Raw genomic sequence first — 23,460 nt, 5'->3', positions numbered from 1 at the left:
TTAATACACTAAGAAAAAATAATTTATAGCTATTCTTAAAAAGTATTATATAAGGAGGTTAATGAAATGAAAGTATTGTTTCATATTGATGAGTTAAATAAATGGGATATTACTATTGGAAATATAAAAAATGTGATTAAGTTTAGTAAAGAGAATAAAGAAGAAGCTAAAATTGAAGTAGTGGCTAATGGAGAAGCTGTATTTAGATTTAAAGAAAATGAAAACGCTAATTCCCAATACTTTTCAGAGTTCGAGTATTTAGATAAAGAAGGAGTAAAAGTTGTAGCTTGCAATAATGCTTTATCTAAATTTTACATATCAAAGGAAGAAATATTTAGTTTTATAGAAGTGGTTTCTGCTGGAGTAGTTGAAATTGTAAAGAAACAAGAAGAAGGTTATGCTTATATAAAGCCTTAAAATTTTATATCTATAAGAATGAATAATTAATATAAAATAACGTAATTTAGGAGCAATATTATGAATATAAAAATAGAAAAAGATTGTACTAACGTGGATTGGAGCTTGATACCAGAAATGTTAAAGCTGGGAGGTATGGGGTATTTTGATGAAGAAACCCATAAGAAAGCTTTTGAAAACAGCTATAGTACTATATTTGTATATGATAACGATAAACTTATTGGTTTTGGAAGAGCCTTATCAGATGGAGTTTATCAAGGAGTAATTTATGATGTAGCTGTATTGCCACAGTATCAAGGTAAAGGTATAGGAAAGTTAATTGTAAGTACTATACTAGAATCAATTTCAGGATGTAATGTGATATTATATGCTGCAAAGGGCAAAGAAGGATTCTATAGTAGTCTTAATTTTAGAAAGATGAAAACTGGTATGGCTTTATTTAACAATGCTGAAAATATGAAAGAAAAGGGATTTATTGAATAGAAAACTTTAACAAGAAATATTTAAATAACCCTTTAATAATTTATAGATGAATATTATAATATTTAGAGAGGCTAAATTATATGACTATTATAATAATTTAGATATTTTGAAAATTAATTATTTTATATCTAAGATTAAGGAATAATAGAAATATAAAATTTATATTATCAGGAGGGCGAGAAATGATAACAGTAAACAAAGAAAAGGTTTTAAATACAGCAAAAGAAATATTGCTTATTGATAGCCCAAGTGGATTTTGTTATGACGTTATGGACAAAATCCAATCAATGACAGAAGAACTAGGTTATACTTTTGAAAAGACTGTTAAAGGCTGTGGAGTTATAACTGTTCCTGGAAAGAGTAATGACAAAGTAATAGGGTTATCTGCACATGTAGATACATTAGGAGCTATGGTAAGATCTATTTCTAGTGAAGGTACTTTAAAGTTTACTTTAATTGGAGGACCAATAGTTCCTACTTTAGATGCTGAATATTGTAAGGTTAGAACTAGAGATGGAAAAATATATAATGGAACATTCTTAAGTACAAGTCCAGCAGCTCATGTATTTGAAGATGCTAAATCTAAACCACGTGATGCTAAGAATATGGAAGTAAGACTTGATGAAGTTGTAAAATCTAAAGAAGATGTAGAAAAATTAGGTATATGTCCTGGAGATTTTATATTTATAGATCCTAAGACTACTATAACGGAAAGTGGCTTCTTGAAATCTAGATTTATAGATGATAAAGGCAGTGTTGCATGTTTAATGAATCTTCTTCACATATTAAGCAGTGAAAAAATAGTTCCTACTTATACAACTAAAGTATTTATATCTGTTTATGAGGAGGTTGGACATGGTTCAGCTTATATACCATCAGATATAACAGAAATGATAGCTGTAGATATGGGATGTATTGGGGAAGATTTATCTTGTACAGAATATGATGTTTCTATCTGTGCTAAGGATTCTAATGGACCATATGATTTTAATATGACTACAGATTTAGTAAACCTTGCTAAGAGTAATGAAATTAAATATGCTGTAGATATCTATCCAATGTATGGTTCAGATGTTGGAGCAGCACTTAGTGGTGGAAATAATATTAAAGGTGCTCTAATAGGACCTGGAGTTCACGCTTCTCACGGAATGGAAAGAACTCACTACACAGCTTTAGAAGGAACAATAAAATTATTATATGCATACTTAACAAGATAGTTATCAAGACTCAACTTATCACTATAGATGATAGGTTGAGTCTTATTTTTAGAAGAAATTTTCACCATGAATAAAGCTAATAAAAAATTTGTAACAGTATAGAATAAATAGTAATTTTATTTACAAATAATTCTATATTACGTATAATTTAAATATGCACTAGGTATAAATTTCATAGTGAAAAGAGGGATATCTATTGAACTTTAAAATGAAGAAAGAGACTATTTTTACACTAACCTTTGTGATAGGATTTATACTTTTATTAGGGGGAATGTATATATCACTGCCAGCTAATGAGAAAAGCTATATAAGAAAAAATTCTACTGCTATAGACTTCACTAATTATGATGATTATTCAGCATTAGAAATTTTTAATGATAGTATAAAAGATAAAAAGATAATTATGACTAATGAAGAAAGAGGTATAAAGGAAAGTACACAAATTCAATATAAGTTTATAACTTATTTAATGGATGAATGGAAGCTAAAATATTTTTTAATTGATGCAGGATATTCAGAAGCTGCCAATATAAATGAATACTTGCAGACTGGAGATGAAAATTTATTAGAAAACTATAAAAATAAGTCTACTGGATATGTTTTTACTGGATATTCAACGCTGGACATGCTTAAAAGATTATATTTAAAAAATAGTCAGCTTCCCGATAATAAAAAGTTAAATATTATAGGAATAGGAATATATGAGTCCTTTGAATCTATTGACTTATATTTTAAAAGGATAATTAGTAGAAATTCGGATTTAACAGAAAAACAAATAGAAAATATAAATAAGTTTTTGGAAAACTTAAAAAGTAAAGACCTTGTAACTAATATAAGCAATGAAAAGGAACTAGATGAGAGAAATAAAATAATTATAGGATATGTAGAAAACTTCTATAGTGAAATTAATGCCAATGAAGATGCATATAAAGAAGCCTTGGGTGAGGACTTTAATAATATAAAAATTGTTATAAATAACATGAAAAATATGCAAGAAATTATGAAAACATATTCTCAAGATGATTCAAATATGAAAGATGGAAATCAAAAATATTCTCAATATTTATATGATAATTTAAATAGTTTCTATAAAAGTATGAATATGAAAAGATGTTATATACATGTACCCTATATATATAACTATCAGCATGAAACTTTAGATTTAGATTTTTTAGGGGCAAAAATTGCAAAGGATAAGAAATTTAAGGATAAGGTTTTAGGAATCAATGTAATATACCAAAAAGGTAAATTTGATTTTAATAATACACAAATACAAATAAATGCAGCAAGAGAAGATTTAAATACGCTTCTTCAGGAGACTGAGTTAGATAAAGAAGATATGGTAATAAATTTAGATAATTCACGAAGTCCATATAGAAGAAAGTTTACGCCTATATACTTTCCTTTTCCAGATGATGCCTTATATCCACAGGAAAATGTAAATGGAGAAGAAATTGGAGGAATTATAGGAAAAAACCCAGGAGTAACTATTGATTATTTTCAAGGAGTGATTATTATAAAGAATCCTTCTATAGACGAATCTTATTTTAATAGAATATATGAGAATAGTAATCCGTAAATGTCTCATTAAAATCATTGTAATAAAAATAAATGACTTGAATTTATTGTAGCAAAGTATTATTCTAAAAGTGGGATAATAAATTCAAATTTTCATAAAACACTTTATGTAAAGGTTTAAAATAATCTAACAGAAAAGATATAATAATCTAATCTGAAAGAAAACTATAAAACCAGAACCATAGGTATTGGCATATATTATGGGTCTAGCTTTCTTTCAATATTAAGATGGCTAGACTTTTATTTTAGGTTAAGGATATTATAGAGTTAGATTGAATTCATAAATATAAAAATGAACTTACCTAAAATTATATTGTAAAGGGGAAAATTATGATAAGAGATTTAATAGATAAGTTGGAGTTAACTAATGATTTATCTTCAGAGGAGTTATTGTATATATTAGATAATTTGGATGAAGAAAGTAAAAAATATTTAATAGAAAAAGCTCATGAAACTAGGATGAAGGTATATGGAGATAAAGTATATATAAGAGGTCTCATTGAATTCACTAATTACTGTAGCATGAATTGTGTTTATTGTGGAATTAGAGCAGAAAATAAAAATGCTGATAGATATAGACTTACTCTAGAAGAAATTTTAGAATGTACAGATTTAGGAAATGAACTTGGATATAAAACCTTTGTATTGCAAGGTGGAGAGGATCCATATTATACAGATGAAAAATTAGTAGAAATAATTAAAGCTATAAAAAAGAGACACCCTAAAAGTGCTATAACAATTTCTCTAGGAGAGAGAAGTTATGAATCCTATAAGAAGCTCTATGATGCAGGTGCAGATAGATATTTATTAAGGCACGAAACCGCTACGAAAGAGCTATATGATAGATTTCACCCAGGAGCTACCTTTGAAAATAGAAGACAGTGTCTATATAATCTAAAGGAAATAGGATATCAAATAGGAGCAGGATTTATGGTAGGATTACCGGGACAAGAAAACAAGGATTTAGTCAATGACTTAAGATTCATAAAAGAGTTAAATCCTCATATGTGTGGGCTAGGACCATTTATACCTCATAAAGACACAGTATTAAATGATTATAAAGCAGGTACACTAGAAAAAACTATAACTATGTTAGCTTTAGTTAGACTTTTAGTACCTAATATTTTATTACCAGCTACCACAGCTTTAGGTAGTATTAATCCTTTAGGAAGAGAGCTTGGAATTAAAGCAGGGGCAAATGTTGTTATGCCTAATCTTTCACCAAGACGCGTAAGAGAAAAATATTCTCTCTATGATGGAAAGATATGTACTGGAGACGAGGCAGCAGAATGTAGACATTGCATAGAGAATAGAATAAGAAATGCAGGATTCCAGCTAGATATTACTAGAGGAGATAATATAGATTGGACACGTAAGTAATTGATTATAAGGAGAGATAGAATGAATACTACACCTAACTCTAATAGAACTCATATAGCCATTTATGGTAAGACTAATGTAGGGAAATCATCCTTATTAAATAAAATTCTTGGGCAAGAAGTATCTATAGTCTCAGAGGTAAGGGGAACTACTACAGATCCAGTATCAAAGGCAATGGAATTAATTCCTATAGGACCGGTTTTGTTTATTGATACGGCAGGGCTTTGGGATGATACTGAACTTGGAGCTTTAAGAGGTGAGAGAACTCTTGAAATAATGAAAAGAACAGATTTAGCTCTATATGTTATGGATTCAGATGATATAGATATGAAAGCTTATGAAGAAGTGAAACTAAACTTTAAAAAATATAATGTACCTAATATTCTTGTCATTAGTAAGATAGACACTTTGAGTGAAAATGAAATAATAGATTTAAAAAATAAATTCTCGGAATGGGTATTTGTATCTTCTATAACTGGTGAAGGAATTGAAACTTTAAAGGGAAAAATTATAGCTATGGTACAAGAGAATCAAGAAGAGCTTCCAATAATAGGAGATTTACTGCCTTATAATAGTAAGGTTGTTCTTGTGGTACCAATAGATTCAGAAGCACCCAAAGGAAGATTAATATTACCTCAGGTTCAATGCATAAGAGATTGTTTAGATTATGGAATAAAAAGTTATATAGTAAGAGATACAGAACTTGAGTCTGCTCTAGGGGATATTAAAGATATAAATTTAGTAATAACAGATTCTCAAGCTTTTAAAAAGGTAGATAAAATAGTTCCACCCCATATTAAGTTAACTAGTTTTTCTATGCTATTTGCAAGACATAAAGGAGATTTATCTGTATTTGTAGAGGGAGCTAATAAAATCAAAGAACTTAACAAAAATTCACGAATACTTATATCAGAAAGCTGCTCTCATAATGTTTCACATGAGGATATAGGAAGAGCTAAGATTCCAAAACTTTTAAATAAACATTTAGGATATGAACTCACCTATGAATATAGAGTTGGACATGATTTTCCAGAGGATATAGAAAAATATGATTTAATAATTCATTGTGGAGCATGTATGATAAATAGAAAAACTGTTATTAACAGAATAGATCAGTGTAAAGATAAGGGAGTCGCTATAACTAACTATGGAGTCATACTTGCATATTTAACAGGGATTTTAGATAGAACTTTATCTATTTATAAATTGTAAATAATTCCATATTAAATATAAATTTGACAATAAAGACAGTAAGGTTTAAAATGTGTATGGGTGCAAAAATATGTTTTGCACTCATAAATAATAGCATAAGCATTAGGCTTCAGAGGATAGCAATATTCCACTGAGGCTATGTTCGTTGCCCAAATATTCTACTTTAGTACTTAGTAGTGGAAATAAGTATTAAAATAGAATATCGTTGAGTGACTAAAGCTAAAGTAAAGGATGGAGAAAAGATGTCACCAAAAATTTTTAATCTTATTAAAGAGAAAAAAATTACTAAGGAACAAGTAATGAAGGATGTTATGGCTGGAATTATAGTAGCTATAATAGCATTACCACTTTCCATTGCACTAGGTATATCTTCTGGAGTATCTCCGGAAAAAGGTCTCATCACTGCTATAGTTGCTGGATTTATAATTTCTTTTTTAGGTGGAAGTAGAGTACAAATAGGAGGTCCCACCGGAGCTTTTGTAGTTATAGTTTATACTATAGTACAAATGTATGGTATTAATGGTCTTATAATAGCAACCCTTATGGCTGGAATTATGCTTGTTATAATGGGAGTATTAAAATTAGGAGATCTTATAAAGTATGTCCCACATACTATAACTGTAGGTTTTACTAGTGGGATAGCTATAACTTTATTATCTACACAAGTTAAAGATTTTTTAGGACTTAATATTGAAAATGTACCAGCAGAGTTTATACCTAAGTGGCAAAGCTATTTTTCTAATATGGGCACTTTAAATATTGCTGCACTTTTAGTTGGAATTGGATGTATACTAATAATGGTGTTTTGGCCAAAGGTAAATAAAACTATACCAGGTTCCGTTATAGCACTTATTGTATCTACTCTAGCAGTTCAGTTATTTAATTTACCGGTAGAAACAATAGGTAGTAGATATGCACAAATATCATCTAGTATACCAGTACCTTCAATTCCAATGTTTGAAATAGAAACAATAAAAATTTTATTTAAGCCAGCTATGACTATTGCCATATTAGCAGCTATAGAATCCTTATTATCAGCAGTTGTAGCAGATGGAATGATAGATGATAGTCATGATTCCAATATGGAGCTCATTGCTCAAGGTATTGGAAATATAGGTTCAGCTTTATTTGGAGGAATTCCAGCTACAGGAGCCATTGCAAGAACAGCAGCTAATGTTAAAAATGGTGGTAGAAGTCCAATTTCAGGAATGGTACATGCTATAACCTTATTATTAATAATGTTATTATTTATGCCTTTAGCTAAAATGATACCTATGACAACTTTGGCATCAGTATTAATTGTAGTTTCTTATAATATGGGTGAGTGGTCAACCTTTAAATCTCTTCTTAAAGCGCCAAAAAGTGATATTATAATTTTAATTTTAACTTTTGTATTTACTATAGTATTTGATTTAGTAGTAGCTATAGAGATAGGAATGATTCTAGCTATGTTCTTATGGATAAGAAGATTAGCTGAAACTACAGATATTAAAAAAGTTCAAGGAATAAAAAGCAAAAGAAATAAAGATGGAGAAGTAATACAGATTGATAATAATAAAATTTTAATATATGAAGTAAATGGACCTTTCTTCTTTGGAGTAGTTCAAGATTTTATTAAGATGATAAGTAAAATTGAGACTGCAGCAGAGGTATTATTGTTAGACATGAGGCACACTCAAGCATTAGATGCAAGTGCAATTTCAGCTTTAGAAAGATTACATAGTCATTGTAATAAGCACAATATAAAACTGATAATATCCAATCTACAACTACAACCTAAAAAAGCACTTACTAAAATGGAGTTTGTAAAATCCTTAGGTGAAGAAGCGGTGTTTAATACGAGAGAAGAAGGATTAAAGGCTGCACATGAGTATATAAATATAGAAGAAAAACTTTTGGGATAAAATTAAAGGTTCTGTATAAACAGAGTTCTTTGCTTCAGAGGGAGTTTTTCTCCCACTGAAGCTTACTAACAGAATTCTAAGTATCAGTATTTTTGATACTTAGAAGTCGTTGTCCTTTAGGGAAAATCGTTATCCAGGGACGTAGTAGCTCTTTACTCCCACTTTGAAGAAGATGGGAGTATTAGAGCTGGTAGTCATCGGATAAACAGAGTTTACTATTGGCATACAGAACCTATTTTTCTTATATAAGAGGACTTATATAAGAAGTTCTTTTACATTTATTTATAAGCATTGATAGGCAGTCAGCGATTATACTCATGCCAACTTGAATTTCTTCTAAATTAGTGGCTGCATAACTAAGTCTTAAAGTGTTATCTATATTTTTATCTTTATTTACATAGAATACATTGCAAGGAACAATTAATACATCTTTTTTTGAACATTGAACATATAGCTCACTAGCAGAAACACCCTTAGGAAGTGTTACCCAAAAGTTAAGACCACCTTTAGGATCTATAAAATCTATGCCATATATTTTAAGCTTTTTTAGTTCCGATTTCATGGCATCATATTTTATTTTATACATCTCTATCATATATTTTAGATGTTTTTCCCAGTAACCATTTTTAAAATAAAGTTGCAGTGCTCTTTGAATTAATCCAGAAGAGGAAATATCAGTAGTATGTTTTGCTGCTAAAAGTTCATCTTTTATGGCATCAGGAGAAATTATAAATCCTATTCTAAGTCCAGGCATTAAAAGCTTTGAGAAGCTTTTGATATAGATAACCCTATTTTTACTATCCATAGATTTAAGGGTTTTGCTCTTAAAAGAACTATCATAGGACAGTCCAGATAAAGAATCATCCTCCACCAAATATAAATTGTATTTATCAGCTAAAGCTAATAGCTGATTAAGTTTTTCTTCAGAATAAGAAGCTGTAGTAGGATTTTGAAATTGAGTCATTACATATATTAATTTAGGTTTATATATTTTAATATTTGCTTCTAACAACTTTAAGTTTATGCCATCAACTTCCATGGGTACACCAATGATATTAGCACCTCTAGATTTAAATACTGCAACAGCTCCTGTATAAGTAGGATTTTCTGTAATAACATAATCACCAGGACTAAGTAGAGCTTTACCAATTATATCAATACCTTGTTGAGCACCAGAAACTATTTGAATGCTATCTGGAGTAGCATTTATTCCATACTCTTGAAGGAAATAATCACATAAAGAAGACCTAAGAGGTTCATAACCATTGCTTTCTTGGTATCCAAATGCATAACCTTTATCTCTATCTAGGACTTCATTTAAAGCAGATTTAAAGGCTTCAAAAGGAAAGATACCTGGGTCAGGAGTAGCACTAGCAAAGTTAATAGTAGTTGAAGACATAGCAATTTGACCATTAGACATAAGCTTAAAATCTTCCTGGTAGTTAGGAGAAGCTACATAGGTATTATGTAAATCTAGATTTTCAGAATTTATACCTCTACTATTGGAGGGGGAGGAGGAAATATCATAACTCATATAAATATTATCTTGCTCTGATACATAATATCCACTTCCCTTTATAGCGTTAACATATCCGTTTATCTCAAGTTGTTTATAGGCATTAACTATAGTTACATTATTAACTTCTAATTCCTTAGATAATTTACGAATAGGTGGAAGCTTATCACCAACTTTTAAAGTACTAGATTTAATTAATGCTTCAATTTTATTAGCTACTTGAAGGTACATAGGTATAGTTGAAGATTTGTCTAGTTCTATTGAAATAGAGTTCATAACTAAGATTCCTTTCATTATTTCAAATATATAATTATTGTATCGTTACAATAATTATATATTTAAGTAATCAGGTTGTAAAGAAAAGATTAAATATAATTATATGAAAGGAGCATTAATACTGCTTTAAGTGTATCAATACTCCTTTTCATATTTATTAAATTCTAGGAAGAATATATTTTAAAAATATATTAAAGGTAATATGTTTTATGATTTATGGGAATAGTTGAAATTCATAACCTTGTGCTTTGGCTTCTTTTAGTACAGAATCAAGGATTTCTGTGTTAGTCTTGGAAACTGCATGGATAAGAAGAATTGCACCATTGTGTAATCCATTCATTATAGTATCCTTTGCTTTAACTGGATCAGGTTGTTTGTTTATATCCCAATCGTGATAGGCAAAACTCCAAAATAATGTCTTATAACCGAGATTTTTTGTCATAGCTAAAGATTTCTCGGAATATTCACCCATTGGTGGCCTGAAATAAAGTGGCATATCTTCACCAGTAATTTCTCTAAACTTTGATTCTACATCTGAAAATTCGTCGTTAAATTTTTCTTCTGATCTAGTAACGTCGGGCATAGAAGGATGATGATTTGTGTGATTGCCAACAATATGTCCTTCTTCTATCATTCTCTTTATAATATCTGGATTGTCTTTTACATAAGGTGAAGTTACAAAGAATATAGCTTTAACATTGTTTGCTTTTAGTATGTCTAAAATTTTAGGTGTATATCCATTTTCATAGCCTTCATCAAAGGTTAAATAAAGGATCTTTTTATTAGTATCTCCTACGTAATGAGCATCATATTTACTTAAATCAAAATTTAATTTTAAATTTACTTCGGGAGTTACATGTTGTTTATTGGGTTTAAACCACCAGGCTATTTTTTCATTGCTAAGATTGGTAGTATCTATTTTTGAAGTAGGTGGAGTAGGAGCTTCATTAGATGGACTACTAGATTTACCATCAGGGATATTTTCTTCTTTATCTGATGGATTAACTGCTAAGTCATCTTTTGAAAATGAGGAATTTTCCTGATTATTTTGGGAAGATCCCTTAATTATTTCATCATCAACTTCCTTTATGGTATTAAATACACTTTTATTTTCATCCTTGTCTGTAGTTGAGTTTGAGGTAGACCCTGTGTTAGAAGTACATCCAACAAATATAAAAGAACTTATAATTACAAGGACTAAACTTAAACTACGTATAAATCTTTTAATCATTTTAATCCTCCTTTTTAAAATATCGTTAGTTATTTTAATACTTAATATACGAATAGCATGTGTTTATAGTTAATAAAAAATACAAAAAGTTTTTGTAATATATGAATTGAAATTTATTTAACCTTTAGTAAAATTATCTTATAATAAAATGTAGAATATTGTACTATATAACTATTTAAATAGCGAAATAGAGAAATTGTTATATAGGGAGCTATTTAAATAGTTAAATAGTTGTTCTATTCATGAGGGTTTGAGGGCATTTTTCATTTAAATAGTGAGAGTAAAAATATATTAAAATGTGAATTATTAATAATTGATTTGTTAGTGAAAAATAAAGATCTAAGGGGTAATGGTAATGATAAAGGTATTAACAGATACAACAATATATATTAAAGATGGGAAAATAGCAAATAATGGACAGTCTTTAGTTATAGAAAAAGGATATTATGCAGTACCTGGTTTTATAGATGAGCATACCCATGGTGGATATGGAACAGATGTCATGGATGCTGATTATGAAGGTTTAAGAAATCTAACTAATAAATTACCCGAAGAAGGGGTTACAGCTTTTCTTCCAACTACTATGACTGCAAATTTGGATGACATAAAAGTAGCTATTGATAATAATTTAAAGGTTAAAAACTATAATGAAAATAATGAAATTGGTGGAGCAGAAATAATTGGACTTCATTTGGAAGGTCCTTTTATAAATAAAAGGTATAAGGGAGCTCAACTTGAAGATTATATTTTAACCCCAGATGTTGGGATGCTAAAGGAGCTTATAAAGCATTCTCATAACAATATTAAAAAACTTACTTATGCCCCTGAATTAGACAATAATTTTGAATTTATAAAATGTCTTACTAACAATGATATTATTCCATCGGTAGGGCATAGTGATGGGGCTTTTTCTCAGATAGAAACAGCTGTAGAAAAGGGTCTTTCCAGTGTTACGCATTTTCATAATGGACAAAGTCCTCATCATCATAGGGAACCTGGAGTAGTTACTGCTGGTTTTGCTTTTGATGAATTAAGTGTAGAAATAATATGTGATGGCATACATCTTCACAAAGATACTGTAAAAGCTGTTTATAAAATAAAAGGAAGGGATAAAATAATATTAATAACAGATTCTATGGAAGCTAAAGGGTTAAAAGATGGTGAATATGAGCTTGGTGGACAAAAGGTTATTAAGACTGGAAGTGAAGCTAGACTTGAAGATAAAACCTTAGCGGGGAGTTGTTTAACTATGATAGAAGCTGTAAGGAATATAATAAAATTCACTGGATGTACCTTAGAAGACGCTGTTACTATGGCAAGTACAAATCCAGCTAGAGATTTAAATATACTTTATAGGAAGGGTAGTTTAGATATCGGTAAGGATTGCGACTTAGTAATATTAGATAGCAATTATAATATTGTAAAGACTTTATGCAAAGGAAAAGTTGTGTATAAAGCTAAATAAATGTTTTAAGTAATAAGAATGGAGAAATTAAATTATGGCAAAGAAGAATAGTAAAAACAATGATTTTTTAAATACTCATAGAAATAGTTCATCCCCTAAGATATATTCTCTTTTATTAGATTTAGTAAATGATGAGAGAGAGGACTTAGCAAAGAGTGTATTAAAGGTGGATTATTTACTTCAGTATACAAGTAATGCTATAAAACAAAGGGATTATGCAGAAGCAAAAGAAGCTATAGAAAAGGCTAGGGAAAGAATTGATAGTTTAAAGGCTGAAAATGTGGATGTGGAGTATTTAGAATATCTTTACGAAGGGATAAGTAAAAATTGCAAGACAACTAAATAATATAACTACATAATTTTATAGATTTATTTTAGTAAAGAGTATATACTTAATTGGGAATGAGCTAAGAGTTAGAAAAGTTAGAGCTTTATTCTATAGAGAATTTAACTAGGATAGATAATAGAGGAGATTTTATGAGAAATTTAAAAATGGTAATAGAATATGACGGAACAAGATATAAAGGATGGCAAAAGCAAAAGGATAATGTTGCTACTATACAAGATAAAATTGAAAATGTATTAAGTAAGATGACTAATGAAAATATTCAAGTTGTAGGTTGTGGGAGAACAGATACAGGAGTACATGCTAAAAACTATATAGCTAACTTTCATACTAAATCTACCCTTACCAATGAAGATATTTTGAACTATCTTTATGAATTTTTACCAGAAGATATAGTTGTAAAATCAGTAACTGATGTTCATGAGAGATTTCATTCAAGATATAATGCAAAGGCAAAAACCTACGAGTATACTATAAATAATGGAAAATACAGAAATGTATTTAATAGGAAATTCACATACCACATTGATGAAGAAATTAATTTAAATGCCATGATGGCAGCAGCAGACATTTTAGTTGGTACTCATGATTTTAAGAGTTTTACAAGCTTAAAATCAGATAATAAATCCACTGTTAGAACCATAAATTATATTGATATAACAAAGGATGACGAGATTATTAAAATAGAGGTCAATGGAGATGGGTTCCTTTTAAATATGGTTAGAATAATAGTTGGAACTCTTTTAGAAGTAGGAAAAAGTCAGTTAAAGCCAAGTGATGTTGCTAAAATCTTAGAGGCAAAAGAGAGAGCTCAAGCTGGACCAATGGCTCAAGCTAAAGGATTATACTTAAAAGAAGTTGAATATAATTAATTTTAAGAGAGCAATAATGCTCTCTTTTTGCATAACTATTGAAATTTTGTTTAACCTAAATAGATAATGATTATTTAAGGTGGACATAAAATGGATAAATTAAAGACTATACAAATAATAAAGACATTTTCAAGAAATATACATATAATGGTGGCTAGTGAAGCTTTAAGTGCTCTGGCCATGGGAATATTTTTTTTCTTACAAGTTTTATATTATGATTTTATAGGCTTATCGGCTGAAGCTATAGGAACAATATTTTCTATAGGCTCTTTATTCACCTTGATAGGTTTTTTTATGGGACCATTTATTAAGATATTTGGACGTAAGAGAATTTTATGCATAGGATTATCAGTTTGTGCCATAGGAATTGGATTTCATATGGGATTTAAATCAATGATAGTTCTTATAATAGGTCAAATTCTTATAAATTTGGGCACATGTCTTATACATGTTACGGAATTACAATTGTTATATTCTTATACTACAGGGCAAAAGGAATGTTGTGCCTATAGTTATAAGTATTCTGTAAATTTAATAGCTGGAGCTGTGGGAGCATTAATAGCTGGAAATATAACGGGAATAGAATACTTTGCCAAAATAGGATATAAAAAGTTATTTCTATTAGCAGCCATAATTCTTATAGTGACTTCATCTATTAGATGTTTTTTGTTGCCTAAAGATGCAACTAATGCAGTAGAGAATGAAGAAGTAAAGAAAAGCATGAGGGAATCAATAAAATGCATAAAGTCTGATAAACAAATTAGACTTTTTTCTATGCTTCTATTTATTAACACCTTAGGATTTAGTGGTGTAGGACCTTATAATAATTTAATATTAAAGAATTACTTTAATTTAGAGAATAATATAATATCTTATATAACCTTTTCATTAACTATTTTGAGTATGGTTGGGCTTATTCTAATGCCTAGACTTATAGAAAAAATTGGGGTAAAGAAATTTAATTTAACTATATTTGTAATTGCTATTGTTAGTTGCTTTATATTAGCAATGGTTTCTAATAGTGAATTATTTATATTTTTCTTAGTTATTAGAGGTGTATTTGTTGGTCTTATAATTTCCTCTTTAGATAGCTTGATGATGAGTAATATAGCCATAGATCATAGAGATATATTTGCAGCAGTAAAGATGTTATCCAATGGGTTCTCAATATCCATAGGAAATTTTGTTGGTGGAACTATTTTAAATAATTTAGGGTATAGATATAATTATTTATATGGATTTGTAATGCTTCTTTGTGCTACACTATTTTTCTATTTAAGGGTTAGGTCATACATGGCAAATACTATAATAAATAGAAGTTGTCCTTGTCATTTTAAGGTTAAACACATTGAATACAAGAGATAGTATTACATAGTAGATATAAAGTTAATATAGACCATGTGCTTACTTTGATAAATATTGGGGAGCATATGGTCTATTGTAGTTTAATAGACTATCATATATAATATATTTATAACTTAATAAATGACATAAAGTAGGAGGAATCTGTATGGGGGTTACAATAAAGGACATTGCTAAGATTGCCCAAGTGTCGGCAACTACGGTTTCTAATGTTATTAATGGTAAGACAGCGAAAACTACAGAGGAGACAAAACAAAGAATACTAAATTTAATTAAGGAGCTTGACTATAAGCCTAATGCCATGGCTAGGAGCCTGGTTAATGGAGAAACTAAGCTTATTGGGGTGATTTTACCAGATATCTCTAGTTTTTATTTTTCGCGAATAATTAGAGGGATTGAGGAAACAGCAGAGGAGCATGGATATAGTATATTAGTTTGTAGTACATATAACAGTGCAGAAAATGAACATAAGTATATCAACCTAATGAGAGAGCATTGTGTAGATGGTATGATAATTGCACCTAGTTTAATAAAAGAGAGTTGGCAATTTGAAGATCTACTAAGAATTAAGTATCCTATGGTAGCCATTCATCGGAGCATTAGTAGTAGTGAAGACGTTTGCAATGTGTATCTAGATAGTTTTAATGATGGTTATGAAGCAACTAGACAACTTATTGAACTAGGTCATAAGAATATTGGATGCATTAATGGAACACAATGGTTAATAAATTCAGGCGACGGCATGCAAGGATATAGACAAGCTATGAAGGATTATGAATTAAAAATAGATGAGCAGTGGACATACTCCTCTATGCATGATGTAGAAACTGGTATTAAGGGAGCAGAGAAACTTTTAAACTGTAGGAATAAGGTTACAGCTATAGTAGCTTGTTCTGATGTTATTGCTTATGGAGTTTATAAAGTTGCTAATAAGCTTAAAATATCCATACCAGATGACTTATCCGTAATAGGTATTGATGATTTAGTTTTCTCTGAAATTATAACGCCAGCTCTTACAACTTTTAAACAGCCTATAGAAGAAATGACTAGGAAGGCCACTGAAGAGTTGATATCTATAATTTTACGACAACCAAGAGAACAATCAGAGTATAGGTATACATCTGAATTAATAGTAAGAGAAAGTGTACAAAGAATATAGTTTCAATCCCTATCTAATATAGATGGGGATTTTTTATTTTGAGACAGTCACTTCATATATTTGCCATATATAATACGAAGATGTATATTATAATTAATGTATGATTTTTAATTTGGGAGAGGGATATGGGTATAAAGATTTTAATAGTAGAAGATGAAATATCTATAAGTGATATATTATATACTGCATTAAAAAGTGAAGGATATATTGTAAGATGTGGATTTACCGCTAAGGAGGGCAGAGAATTAGTAAAAAATTTTAAACCTGATTTAGCTTTGTTAGATTTAAATTTACCAGATGAAAGTGGCTTTGAGCTATGTAAAGAAATTAATAGCAAGTATTTAATTCCTATTGTTATATTAACTGCAAGAAATGATATAGTAGATAAAATTTTAGGGTTAGAGCTAGGAGCTGATGACTATATGACTAAGCCATTTCATATAAAGGAAGTCCTTGCAAGGGTTAAAACTGCTCTGAGATGTGTAGAAAAGTACAAAGTAAAGAGTGAAAGTGAATTTTTAGAAGTTTCAAACCATATAAAATTAAATATGGATAGTAGAATTGTATTAAAGGATGAAGATGAAGTTAGATTGAAACCACAGGAATATGATTTGTTTGAATTCTTAGTGAAGAATAGGAATAGAGTATTTTCAAGAGAAGAACTTCTTAATAAAGTTTGGGGATTTGATTATGATGGAGATATTAGAACTGTAGATGTTCATGTAAGAAGAATTCGAAGTAAATTAGATAATGAAAATGAGAGATCTCTTATAGATACAGTATTTGGGGTAGGATATGTGATGAGGTAATAATATGAAAATAAGAGTGAAATTTATATTTTCTATACTATCTATAATTATAACTTTTGGAATAATATTGAATTTATCCATAAGGCATATATTAATTATTAGAATGGAGGCATCCATAGGTAATTCATTAAATGAAATTATGTACAGTACTAGAGAAGCTATAAAATATAGACTGCTAGCTACAGATTTAGAGTATGAAAAAGATAGCTTAGTTAAAGAAAGTAATTACTTAAATAGATATATATCATCTAATTTTCAATGTACTGTAGAAATAAGTGATACAGACGGTAAGGTATTAAGTGAGAACGTAGATGAATCTTTTAGGGAAATATTAGATAGTGGAAATAAAAATGCTGGATCTGGAGCTGCTATTGTTAATCTTAAATATGAAGATAAAAAACTATATGGAATTCTGTCCTATCCTATTTTTGTAAATGAAGATAATCTAGGGGTTCTTAGTATTATAAAAGATTATAGCGAGGTTTATGGTGAAAATAATAGGATGCTTTTATTTATAACTGTTGTAGAAGGAATTATATTATTCTTTATATTTAGCTTATGCTTTTTCATAATAACTAAAGTTACTAAGCCTATAATAACATTAACAGAAGGCGTAAAAAAAGTTGGACAAGGAGAATATAGTTTTTATATAGATGCTCATGGAAATGATGAAATAGCTATATTGTCAAGAGAATTTAATAGTATGAAAGAAAAAATAAAAGAACAAATAAATACAATAAAAGAAGAAAAACAAAAGGTAGAGAAATTAGAGAAAAGTAGAAAAGCTTTTTTTGATAATGTGACTCATGAAATGAAGACACCGTTAACTGCTATTTCTGGATATGCAGAGATGATAAATGATGGAATGGTAAAGGATGAGGCTTTTAAGAAAAGAGCTATAGAAAGAATATACCTAGAAAGTGAAAGATTACATCACTTAATTATAGAGTTAATAGAAATATCCAAGGGATTATCTTATAATACAGAAGAATTTAAGGATATTAGAATAGATAAACTTATAGATGAGATAAGTGATGACATGAGTATAAAAGCTCAAAAATACTCTATGGAAATTATAAACAATTTAGAAAGTGGTATAGTATCAACACAGTGTAACAGGATTAGGGAACTTATTATAAATTTAATTGACAATGGTATAAAGTATTCTAAATCACAAGAGCCTCTTTATATAAACGGGAAAATAGAGGGAAAGAAATATATTTTAGAAATAGAGAGTATGTCAGGAATTATTCCTGAGGAAATATATGATCATATTTTTGAACCTTTTATAAAATCTAATAAATTTTCAGAATCTGAAAGCAGAGGACTTGGATTATACCTATGCAGTGAAATTATAAAAGATCACGGAGGTTCTATAGATATTATAAATGGAGAAAAGGTTACTGTAAGAGTAGAAATGCCATTAAGTAAAAAATAACCTTGTTAATAACTTGGAAATAACTTTACTATAGTTGTTAAAAATTTAATCATATACTTATATTAAAGTTATTAAGTAAGGGGTGCTTGAAAATGAAAATAAATAAATTTCTATTGTGTTCTGTAGCTTTTGTTATGGTCACTAGTACAGTTATAATAGGAGGATGCAAAAATAAAGATAAAGAGATTGTTTTATCTGAAAATGTAGCCAAAGATATTCAAGTTGAAGAAAATGAGATAGAAAAGTATATAAAAGAAGGAAATAAATTTTTAGAAGAAAAAAATTACACAGAAGCTAGGAAATCTTATGAAGCTGCAATAACAAAAGGTAAGAATGACAAGCAGATTTATATGGATATAAAGGATCAATATTTAAATAAAAATAGATATGATGATGCTTACTATATTATTAAATTAGCTGTTGAAAATAAGGTTGATATAGAGAATATGGAGAAAGTGCTTACTAGTATAAGAGATAAAATGGAAAGTGTAGAGCTATCTTATGAAATATATGAAGATAATGTTTCATTTGTTTTGCCAAAAGAAGTGGATATAACTGTGGATAATAATAAAGTTAAGGATTATGTACTTTGGGGAAAGGAAAACCTCGGTATATCCAATAAACCTGGACAGTACTCATATAATGGGCTAACAAAGGAATATGGAAGAAATGTTCATGTTACTTTAAATGTAAAAGAGAATGTAAAAGAAAATACAAAAGAAGATGTATATAATAGTAGGATTGGACTTGTAACAGATATATATACAGAGAATAATACCATTTATATATCCTTTGATGAAGTAGAATTTTATACTGGAGAAGAAGCCTTAGCAGAAGCTAAAAAGGATAATAAAGCTATAAAAGAAGAAGATGGAACTTATATAGTTTATGATGACTATTATATTAGAAATTCTGCAGTTGAAACAAAGGTTTATGAAGTTTCTAAGGATGTAGCAATGAACTTATTAGCATATGAAGTAAACCCAGATAATAATAAGATTGATTTTCAAAAAGTTAATTATGATACTTTTAAAAAGCATATAGAGAAGTATAAGAATGACACCTCAGCAGAAAGAGCTTTACTATGTGAAGTAGATATGAAAAATAATATAGTTGCATCAATGAGTAGAAAATTTACTCCATAGTAGTGTAAATAGATATATACTATATGTTACAATAATTAGTAAGATAATAGAATCACATTAAACTTATAGGGATAAGCTATAGCTAATAATAAAATAAGTTTTAAGTTATAAGTTATTATAACTTAAAATTTATTTTGGAAAAGAGGTAGTATATATGAAGTTGATTTCGTGGAATGTTAATGGTATTAGGGCTTGCGTTCAAAAAGGATTTTTAGACTTCTTTAAAGAAGTAGATGCAGATATGTTTTGTATTCAAGAAAGTAAAGTTCAAGGTGGGCAGATAGAACTTGCTTTAGAAGGATATCATCAATACTGGAATTATGCTGAGAAAAAAGGGTATTCAGGAACTGCTATATTTACAAAGGTAGAGCCTATGAATGTATCCTATGGAATTGGAATAGAAGAACATGATAAAGAAGGTAGAGTAATTACTTTAGAGTTTGAAAGTTTTTATCTTGTAACAGTATATACCCCAAATTCTAAGTCGGAGTTAGAGAGGCTTGATTATAGAATGGTTTGGGAAGATGAATTTAGAAAACATCTTAAGAAGTTAGATGAAAGTAAACCAGTGATAGTTTGTGGAGATTTAAATGTAGCTCATAAGGAGATAGATCTTAAGAATCCTAAAAATAATAGAAGAAATGCAGGATTTACTGATGAAGAGAGAAATAAATTCACTGAATTATTAGATTCTGGGTTTATAGATACCTTTAGAAATTTTTATCCAGATTTAGAGGGAACATATTCTTGGTGGTCCTATAGATTCAAAGCTAGAGAGAAGAATGCAGGATGGAGAATTGATTATTTTTGTACTTCTGAAAGATTAAAGGACAGTTTAGTTTCAGCTAAGATACATACAGAAGTATTGGGTTCAGACCATTGTCCAGTAGAACTGCAAATTAATATTTAATTTAGAGTAATATTATTCCATAAATTTAAATATAATATATAAAATTATACTTAAGTAAATATGGAGGGGTTGCTATGATAATAGATGCTAGTTTAAGAGATTTGAAAATTAAAGGAAGAAAATTTAGAAATGAAGGAAGAACCATGGGAATAATACTAAAAAGTAATGGAGACATTTTGCCAATTAGTATTAAACGTTCAGATATGGATAAATTTCTAAAAAGATATGGAGACCATAGTGAAGTAACTTTAAGCGTTGATGGAGAAAATATTAATACATCTGTAATAGAAGTACAAAGAGATTTAGTACTTCATTATGCACATAATATACAGTTTAAAGAGATTTAAATTATAGTTTGAAAAATCCCCAGTTAAGTTGAAAACACTCAACTTAACTGGGGATTAATTTATTTTATTAGCACTTATAAATTAAAGTGGTATTCTTGCAAGAACCATATGTTTATTTTTCATATTATATAGCTGTTCCTTAGAGATTTCTTGAATAGTTGTAATCTTAGTTACATTGTGGATCATGCCAACTCTAATTTTTGCATCCTCTAAATCTCTTGCTAATAATGTTCCACAGTATCTAGCATCTTCAGTATCCACATTAAATAAGAATACGTTTAATTTCTCTATCGGTACAACATCTTTCTTTAAAAATTCATCATCAAATTCCACTTCACTATCAAGAGAGATCAAACCTTCTCTAACTATAAGTTTATCCCACCCTTTATATTCACAAAGTCTACCCCATAGTCCTAAATTCATAATGCTTCTTACAGTAAGTTTTACCATCATAAAAATTCACTCCCTCTCACTTTTACATCATATATTTTAATTATTATTGTACCATTAATTTGAAGATTATTCAATCAATTTACTGAATATTAAATTTTTTTATAATTTGTATACAATATTTATTGATTATACATTAATAAATATAATTACCAATTTAAAAAGATTTATGTTAGTAGTTCTTTGGATATTTATTATAAAGTTTGAAATGAAAATTTCATAATAAGTTGTTTTATATATTACTGAAATATGAGTGTGATAAATCTTTCAGTAATTGAGAATAGTTTTGCTTTTTATAAGTTTGAAAAGTTAAATGATGATCAATTAAGGTTTGTAGAAACCTTTTTTACAATATAGAGGAAATATAAAAGATGTAGAGAGAGTATTAGGAATTTCTTATCCAACAGTGAGAGGTAAGTTAGAATATTTGTTCTGTTCATGAAGGAAAAGGTATTTTAACTAGTATAACCGATAATTTAATAGAGATTACAATAAAGGTATTAAAATCATTATGCAAAACTACATAATGACTTTAATACCTTTAGCTTCAGCTTGTTTTATGAAATCCTCTAAATTAACTACATAACAATTTTTTAAACTAATAGTTTTCAGTGTAGGTATATCAAAAAGTTTGGAGTAATTTGACATGTAGGCATAAGATAGATTCAATATTTTTAAATTATTTATAACTTCTATTCCATCTACAACTAAAGGACCTTCTAAGCAAAGAGAAAATTCCTCTACACTAGGGAAATTTTTTAAAGTTGACAGCGCAAAATTACCGCTAAAATTAATAGTTAAATTTTTTACACTTGGAAATAGTGGAAGACTATTTATAGAATCAGTTTTAGGGTACATTAGTTGAAAAGTCTCTGCTTCATCTATTAGGTCTACTTCACTTAAAACATTTAAGTTACATCCATGTATACTTAAAGTTTTTAAATTATCTAACTTAGTAATAGGTGAATAATCTAAAATTAATCCATCATCAATTATATCTAGTGCGTTTAAATTTTCAATATATTCTAAGCCTTCTAGATTAGATACATTTTTTATTTTAAGAGTATTTATATTTAATAGACTGTTTTTATCTAATGAATTTAAAGAGTAGAAATCCATACCTATAGATTTTTTTATTGTAAGATTAAGGTTAGAATCTTTTATAATTCTTTGAGAATATATATAGTAATCAATTAAAAAGAAAACACATATAGACAAAATCACCATAATAATTCTTAAATGTTTTCTAGTATGAAATTCTTTTGTAGCTCCATAAATTATAGTCAAACTTAAAGATAATATGAGGAGTATTTGACTAGGTATATACACGTATAACTTAAATAAAAAATAATTTAAAATCATGGGAATGGTCATAATATAACTAGCAATAATATAATTAGAAGAATGGAACTCATTAAAGTTAGTAATGGTTATAATTAAAGTAAGACTGAATAATACAATCCATACTAAAGGAAATTTTCCATCTAAATTTAAGAAATTCGAAAAGAATAAATGAAATATCATAAAAGCAATGAGAAAGCACAAAGAAGCTATATACCAAACATTATTTTTAGATTCCTGTGGATATAAAGTTATAATATTATTTTTTATAGTAGTATGGTAAGATTGATTTTTCATTTTGTCCTCCTAAATATAAAGAGTTAGCATGTTATACAAATATTATATTTTAAAAACAGCCATATGTAAACGTATAATATGATGAAAAAAGATGATATTTAGTAGCAAATTTAGAGGAAATTTATCAAAAAAAGTATTGAAACTATAATATTTTTTTATTTTTGTTAATATAAATAAAAATATTGTAGAAATAAGAGAAGAGTAAGAAATAATATAATGGTTTAAATGTAAAATTAGATCAATGAAGATTTTATATTTTAATTAAATAGATATTCATTGACTTTTAATTTTTAAAATAGTATATT

General features: G+C 28.5%; 22 protein-coding genes. 18 read left to right on the top strand and 4 right to left on the bottom strand.

What is annotated here, in order from left to right; all coding sequences use genetic code 11:
- Window positions 1-66: 66 nt before the first annotated feature.
- From ABDZ93_RS15010 to ABDZ93_RS14980, 7 genes are all read left to right on the top strand, one after another.
- Window positions 67-417 carry a DsrE family protein gene (locus ABDZ93_RS15010; protein WP_343827263.1) on the top strand — a complete coding sequence of 117 codons (351 nt, stop codon included), beginning with the start codon at window positions 67-69 and terminating at the stop codon, window positions 415-417.
- A 60-nt stretch (window positions 418-477) separates the two neighbouring features.
- The gene (locus tag ABDZ93_RS15005; RefSeq protein ID WP_343827262.1) at window positions 478-900 is read left to right on the top strand and encodes a GNAT family N-acetyltransferase; all 423 of its coding nucleotides are present in this window, start codon (window positions 478-480) and stop codon (window positions 898-900) included.
- 182 nt (window positions 901-1,082) lie between these two features.
- Window positions 1,083-2,117, top strand: coding sequence for a M42 family metallopeptidase (locus tag ABDZ93_RS15000; protein WP_343827261.1), 1,035 nt, complete (start codon window positions 1,083-1,085; stop codon window positions 2,115-2,117).
- Window positions 2,118-2,313: 196 nt separating this feature from the next.
- Complete coding sequence (locus ABDZ93_RS14995) at window positions 2,314-3,696, top strand: TraB/GumN family protein (protein ID WP_343827260.1); 1,383 nt, start codon at window positions 2,314-2,316, stop codon at window positions 3,694-3,696.
- Window positions 3,697-4,025: 329 nt separating this feature from the next.
- Window positions 4,026-5,075: a [FeFe] hydrogenase H-cluster radical SAM maturase HydE gene (gene hydE, locus ABDZ93_RS14990; RefSeq protein WP_343827259.1), complete on the top strand. Its 1,050-nt coding sequence runs from the start codon at window positions 4,026-4,028 to the stop codon at window positions 5,073-5,075.
- 21 nt (window positions 5,076-5,096) lie between these two features.
- Window positions 5,097-6,287, top strand: a complete 1,191-nt coding sequence (hydF, locus tag ABDZ93_RS14985) for a [FeFe] hydrogenase H-cluster maturation GTPase HydF (RefSeq protein WP_343827258.1) — start codon at window positions 5,097-5,099, stop codon at window positions 6,285-6,287.
- A gap of 242 nt (window positions 6,288-6,529) precedes the next feature.
- On the top strand, window positions 6,530-8,191 hold the full coding sequence (locus ABDZ93_RS14980) for a SulP family inorganic anion transporter (protein WP_343827585.1): 1,662 nt from the start codon (window positions 6,530-6,532) through the stop codon (window positions 8,189-8,191).
- 241 nt (window positions 8,192-8,432) lie between these two features.
- Here the strand turns inward: ABDZ93_RS14980 and pdxR are convergent, their stop codons facing one another.
- Together pdxR and pdaA are read right to left on the bottom strand one after the other, a co-directional pair.
- On the bottom strand, window positions 8,433-9,983 hold the full coding sequence (gene pdxR, locus ABDZ93_RS14975) for a MocR-like pyridoxine biosynthesis transcription factor PdxR (RefSeq protein ID WP_343827257.1): 1,551 nt from the start codon (window positions 9,981-9,983) through the stop codon (window positions 8,433-8,435).
- A 214-nt stretch (window positions 9,984-10,197) separates the two neighbouring features.
- A complete protein-coding gene (pdaA, locus tag ABDZ93_RS14970; RefSeq protein ID WP_343827256.1) occupies window positions 10,198-11,214 on the bottom strand; it encodes a delta-lactam-biosynthetic de-N-acetylase in 1,017 nt (338 codons plus the stop codon).
- Between the two features lie 355 nt (window positions 11,215-11,569).
- Between pdaA and nagA the strand changes: the two genes are divergently transcribed.
- The 10 genes from nagA (at window position 11,570) to ABDZ93_RS14920 (ending at window position 21,067) form a co-directional block, all read left to right on the top strand.
- Window positions 11,570-12,679 carry an N-acetylglucosamine-6-phosphate deacetylase gene (nagA, locus tag ABDZ93_RS14965; RefSeq protein ID WP_343827255.1) on the top strand — a complete coding sequence of 370 codons (1,110 nt, stop codon included), beginning with the start codon at window positions 11,570-11,572 and terminating at the stop codon, window positions 12,677-12,679.
- A 34-nt stretch (window positions 12,680-12,713) separates the two neighbouring features.
- The gene (locus ABDZ93_RS14960; RefSeq protein WP_343827254.1) at window positions 12,714-13,025 is read left to right on the top strand and encodes a hypothetical protein; all 312 of its coding nucleotides are present in this window, start codon (window positions 12,714-12,716) and stop codon (window positions 13,023-13,025) included.
- Window positions 13,026-13,156: 131 nt separating this feature from the next.
- Entirely contained in the window at window positions 13,157-13,897 is a 741-nt protein-coding gene (gene truA / locus ABDZ93_RS14955) for a tRNA pseudouridine(38-40) synthase TruA (RefSeq protein WP_343827253.1), read from the top strand.
- 90 nt (window positions 13,898-13,987) lie between these two features.
- Window positions 13,988-15,262, top strand: a complete 1,275-nt coding sequence (locus ABDZ93_RS14950) for an MFS transporter (protein WP_343827252.1) — start codon at window positions 13,988-13,990, stop codon at window positions 15,260-15,262.
- A gap of 145 nt (window positions 15,263-15,407) precedes the next feature.
- Window positions 15,408-16,418: a LacI family DNA-binding transcriptional regulator gene (locus tag ABDZ93_RS14945; protein WP_343827251.1), complete on the top strand. Its 1,011-nt coding sequence runs from the start codon at window positions 15,408-15,410 to the stop codon at window positions 16,416-16,418.
- Window positions 16,419-16,543: 125 nt separating this feature from the next.
- Entirely contained in the window at window positions 16,544-17,227 is a 684-nt protein-coding gene (locus tag ABDZ93_RS14940; protein ID WP_343827250.1) for a response regulator transcription factor, read from the top strand.
- Between the two features lie 4 nt (window positions 17,228-17,231).
- On the top strand, window positions 17,232-18,665 hold the full coding sequence (locus ABDZ93_RS14935; protein ID WP_343827249.1) for a HAMP domain-containing sensor histidine kinase: 1,434 nt from the start codon (window positions 17,232-17,234) through the stop codon (window positions 18,663-18,665).
- Window positions 18,666-18,757: 92 nt separating this feature from the next.
- Window positions 18,758-19,810 carry an outer membrane protein assembly factor BamD gene (locus ABDZ93_RS14930; RefSeq protein WP_343827248.1) on the top strand — a complete coding sequence of 351 codons (1,053 nt, stop codon included), beginning with the start codon at window positions 18,758-18,760 and terminating at the stop codon, window positions 19,808-19,810.
- A 154-nt stretch (window positions 19,811-19,964) separates the two neighbouring features.
- A complete protein-coding gene (locus ABDZ93_RS14925) occupies window positions 19,965-20,720 on the top strand; it encodes an exodeoxyribonuclease III (RefSeq protein ID WP_343827247.1) in 756 nt (251 codons plus the stop codon).
- 74 nt (window positions 20,721-20,794) lie between these two features.
- The gene (locus tag ABDZ93_RS14920) at window positions 20,795-21,067 is read left to right on the top strand and encodes a hypothetical protein (RefSeq protein ID WP_343827246.1); all 273 of its coding nucleotides are present in this window, start codon (window positions 20,795-20,797) and stop codon (window positions 21,065-21,067) included.
- A gap of 81 nt (window positions 21,068-21,148) precedes the next feature.
- Here ABDZ93_RS14920 and ABDZ93_RS14915 read toward each other — a convergent pair whose 3' ends face one another.
- A complete protein-coding gene (locus ABDZ93_RS14915) occupies window positions 21,149-21,520 on the bottom strand; it encodes a hypothetical protein (protein WP_343827245.1) in 372 nt (123 codons plus the stop codon).
- Window positions 21,521-21,881: 361 nt separating this feature from the next.
- Here ABDZ93_RS14915 and ABDZ93_RS20110 point away from each other — a divergent pair, with 361 nt between their 5' ends.
- Window positions 21,882-21,959, top strand: a complete 78-nt coding sequence (locus ABDZ93_RS20110) for a DUF2089 family protein (RefSeq protein WP_425544794.1) — start codon at window positions 21,882-21,884, stop codon at window positions 21,957-21,959.
- 77 nt (window positions 21,960-22,036) lie between these two features.
- Here the strand turns inward: ABDZ93_RS20110 and ABDZ93_RS14905 are convergent, their stop codons facing one another.
- A complete protein-coding gene (locus ABDZ93_RS14905; protein WP_343827244.1) occupies window positions 22,037-23,155 on the bottom strand; it encodes a hypothetical protein in 1,119 nt (372 codons plus the stop codon).
- Window positions 23,156-23,460 lie beyond the last annotated feature (305 nt).

This window comes from Clostridium subterminale, assembly GCF_039521425.1.
In the GTDB taxonomy this organism is placed as follows: Bacteria; Bacillota; Clostridia; order Clostridiales; family Clostridiaceae; genus Clostridium_J; species Clostridium_J subterminale.
The sequence above is the reverse complement of the archived record's forward strand: the minus strand, read 5'-3'. Positions and strand labels throughout refer to the sequence as shown.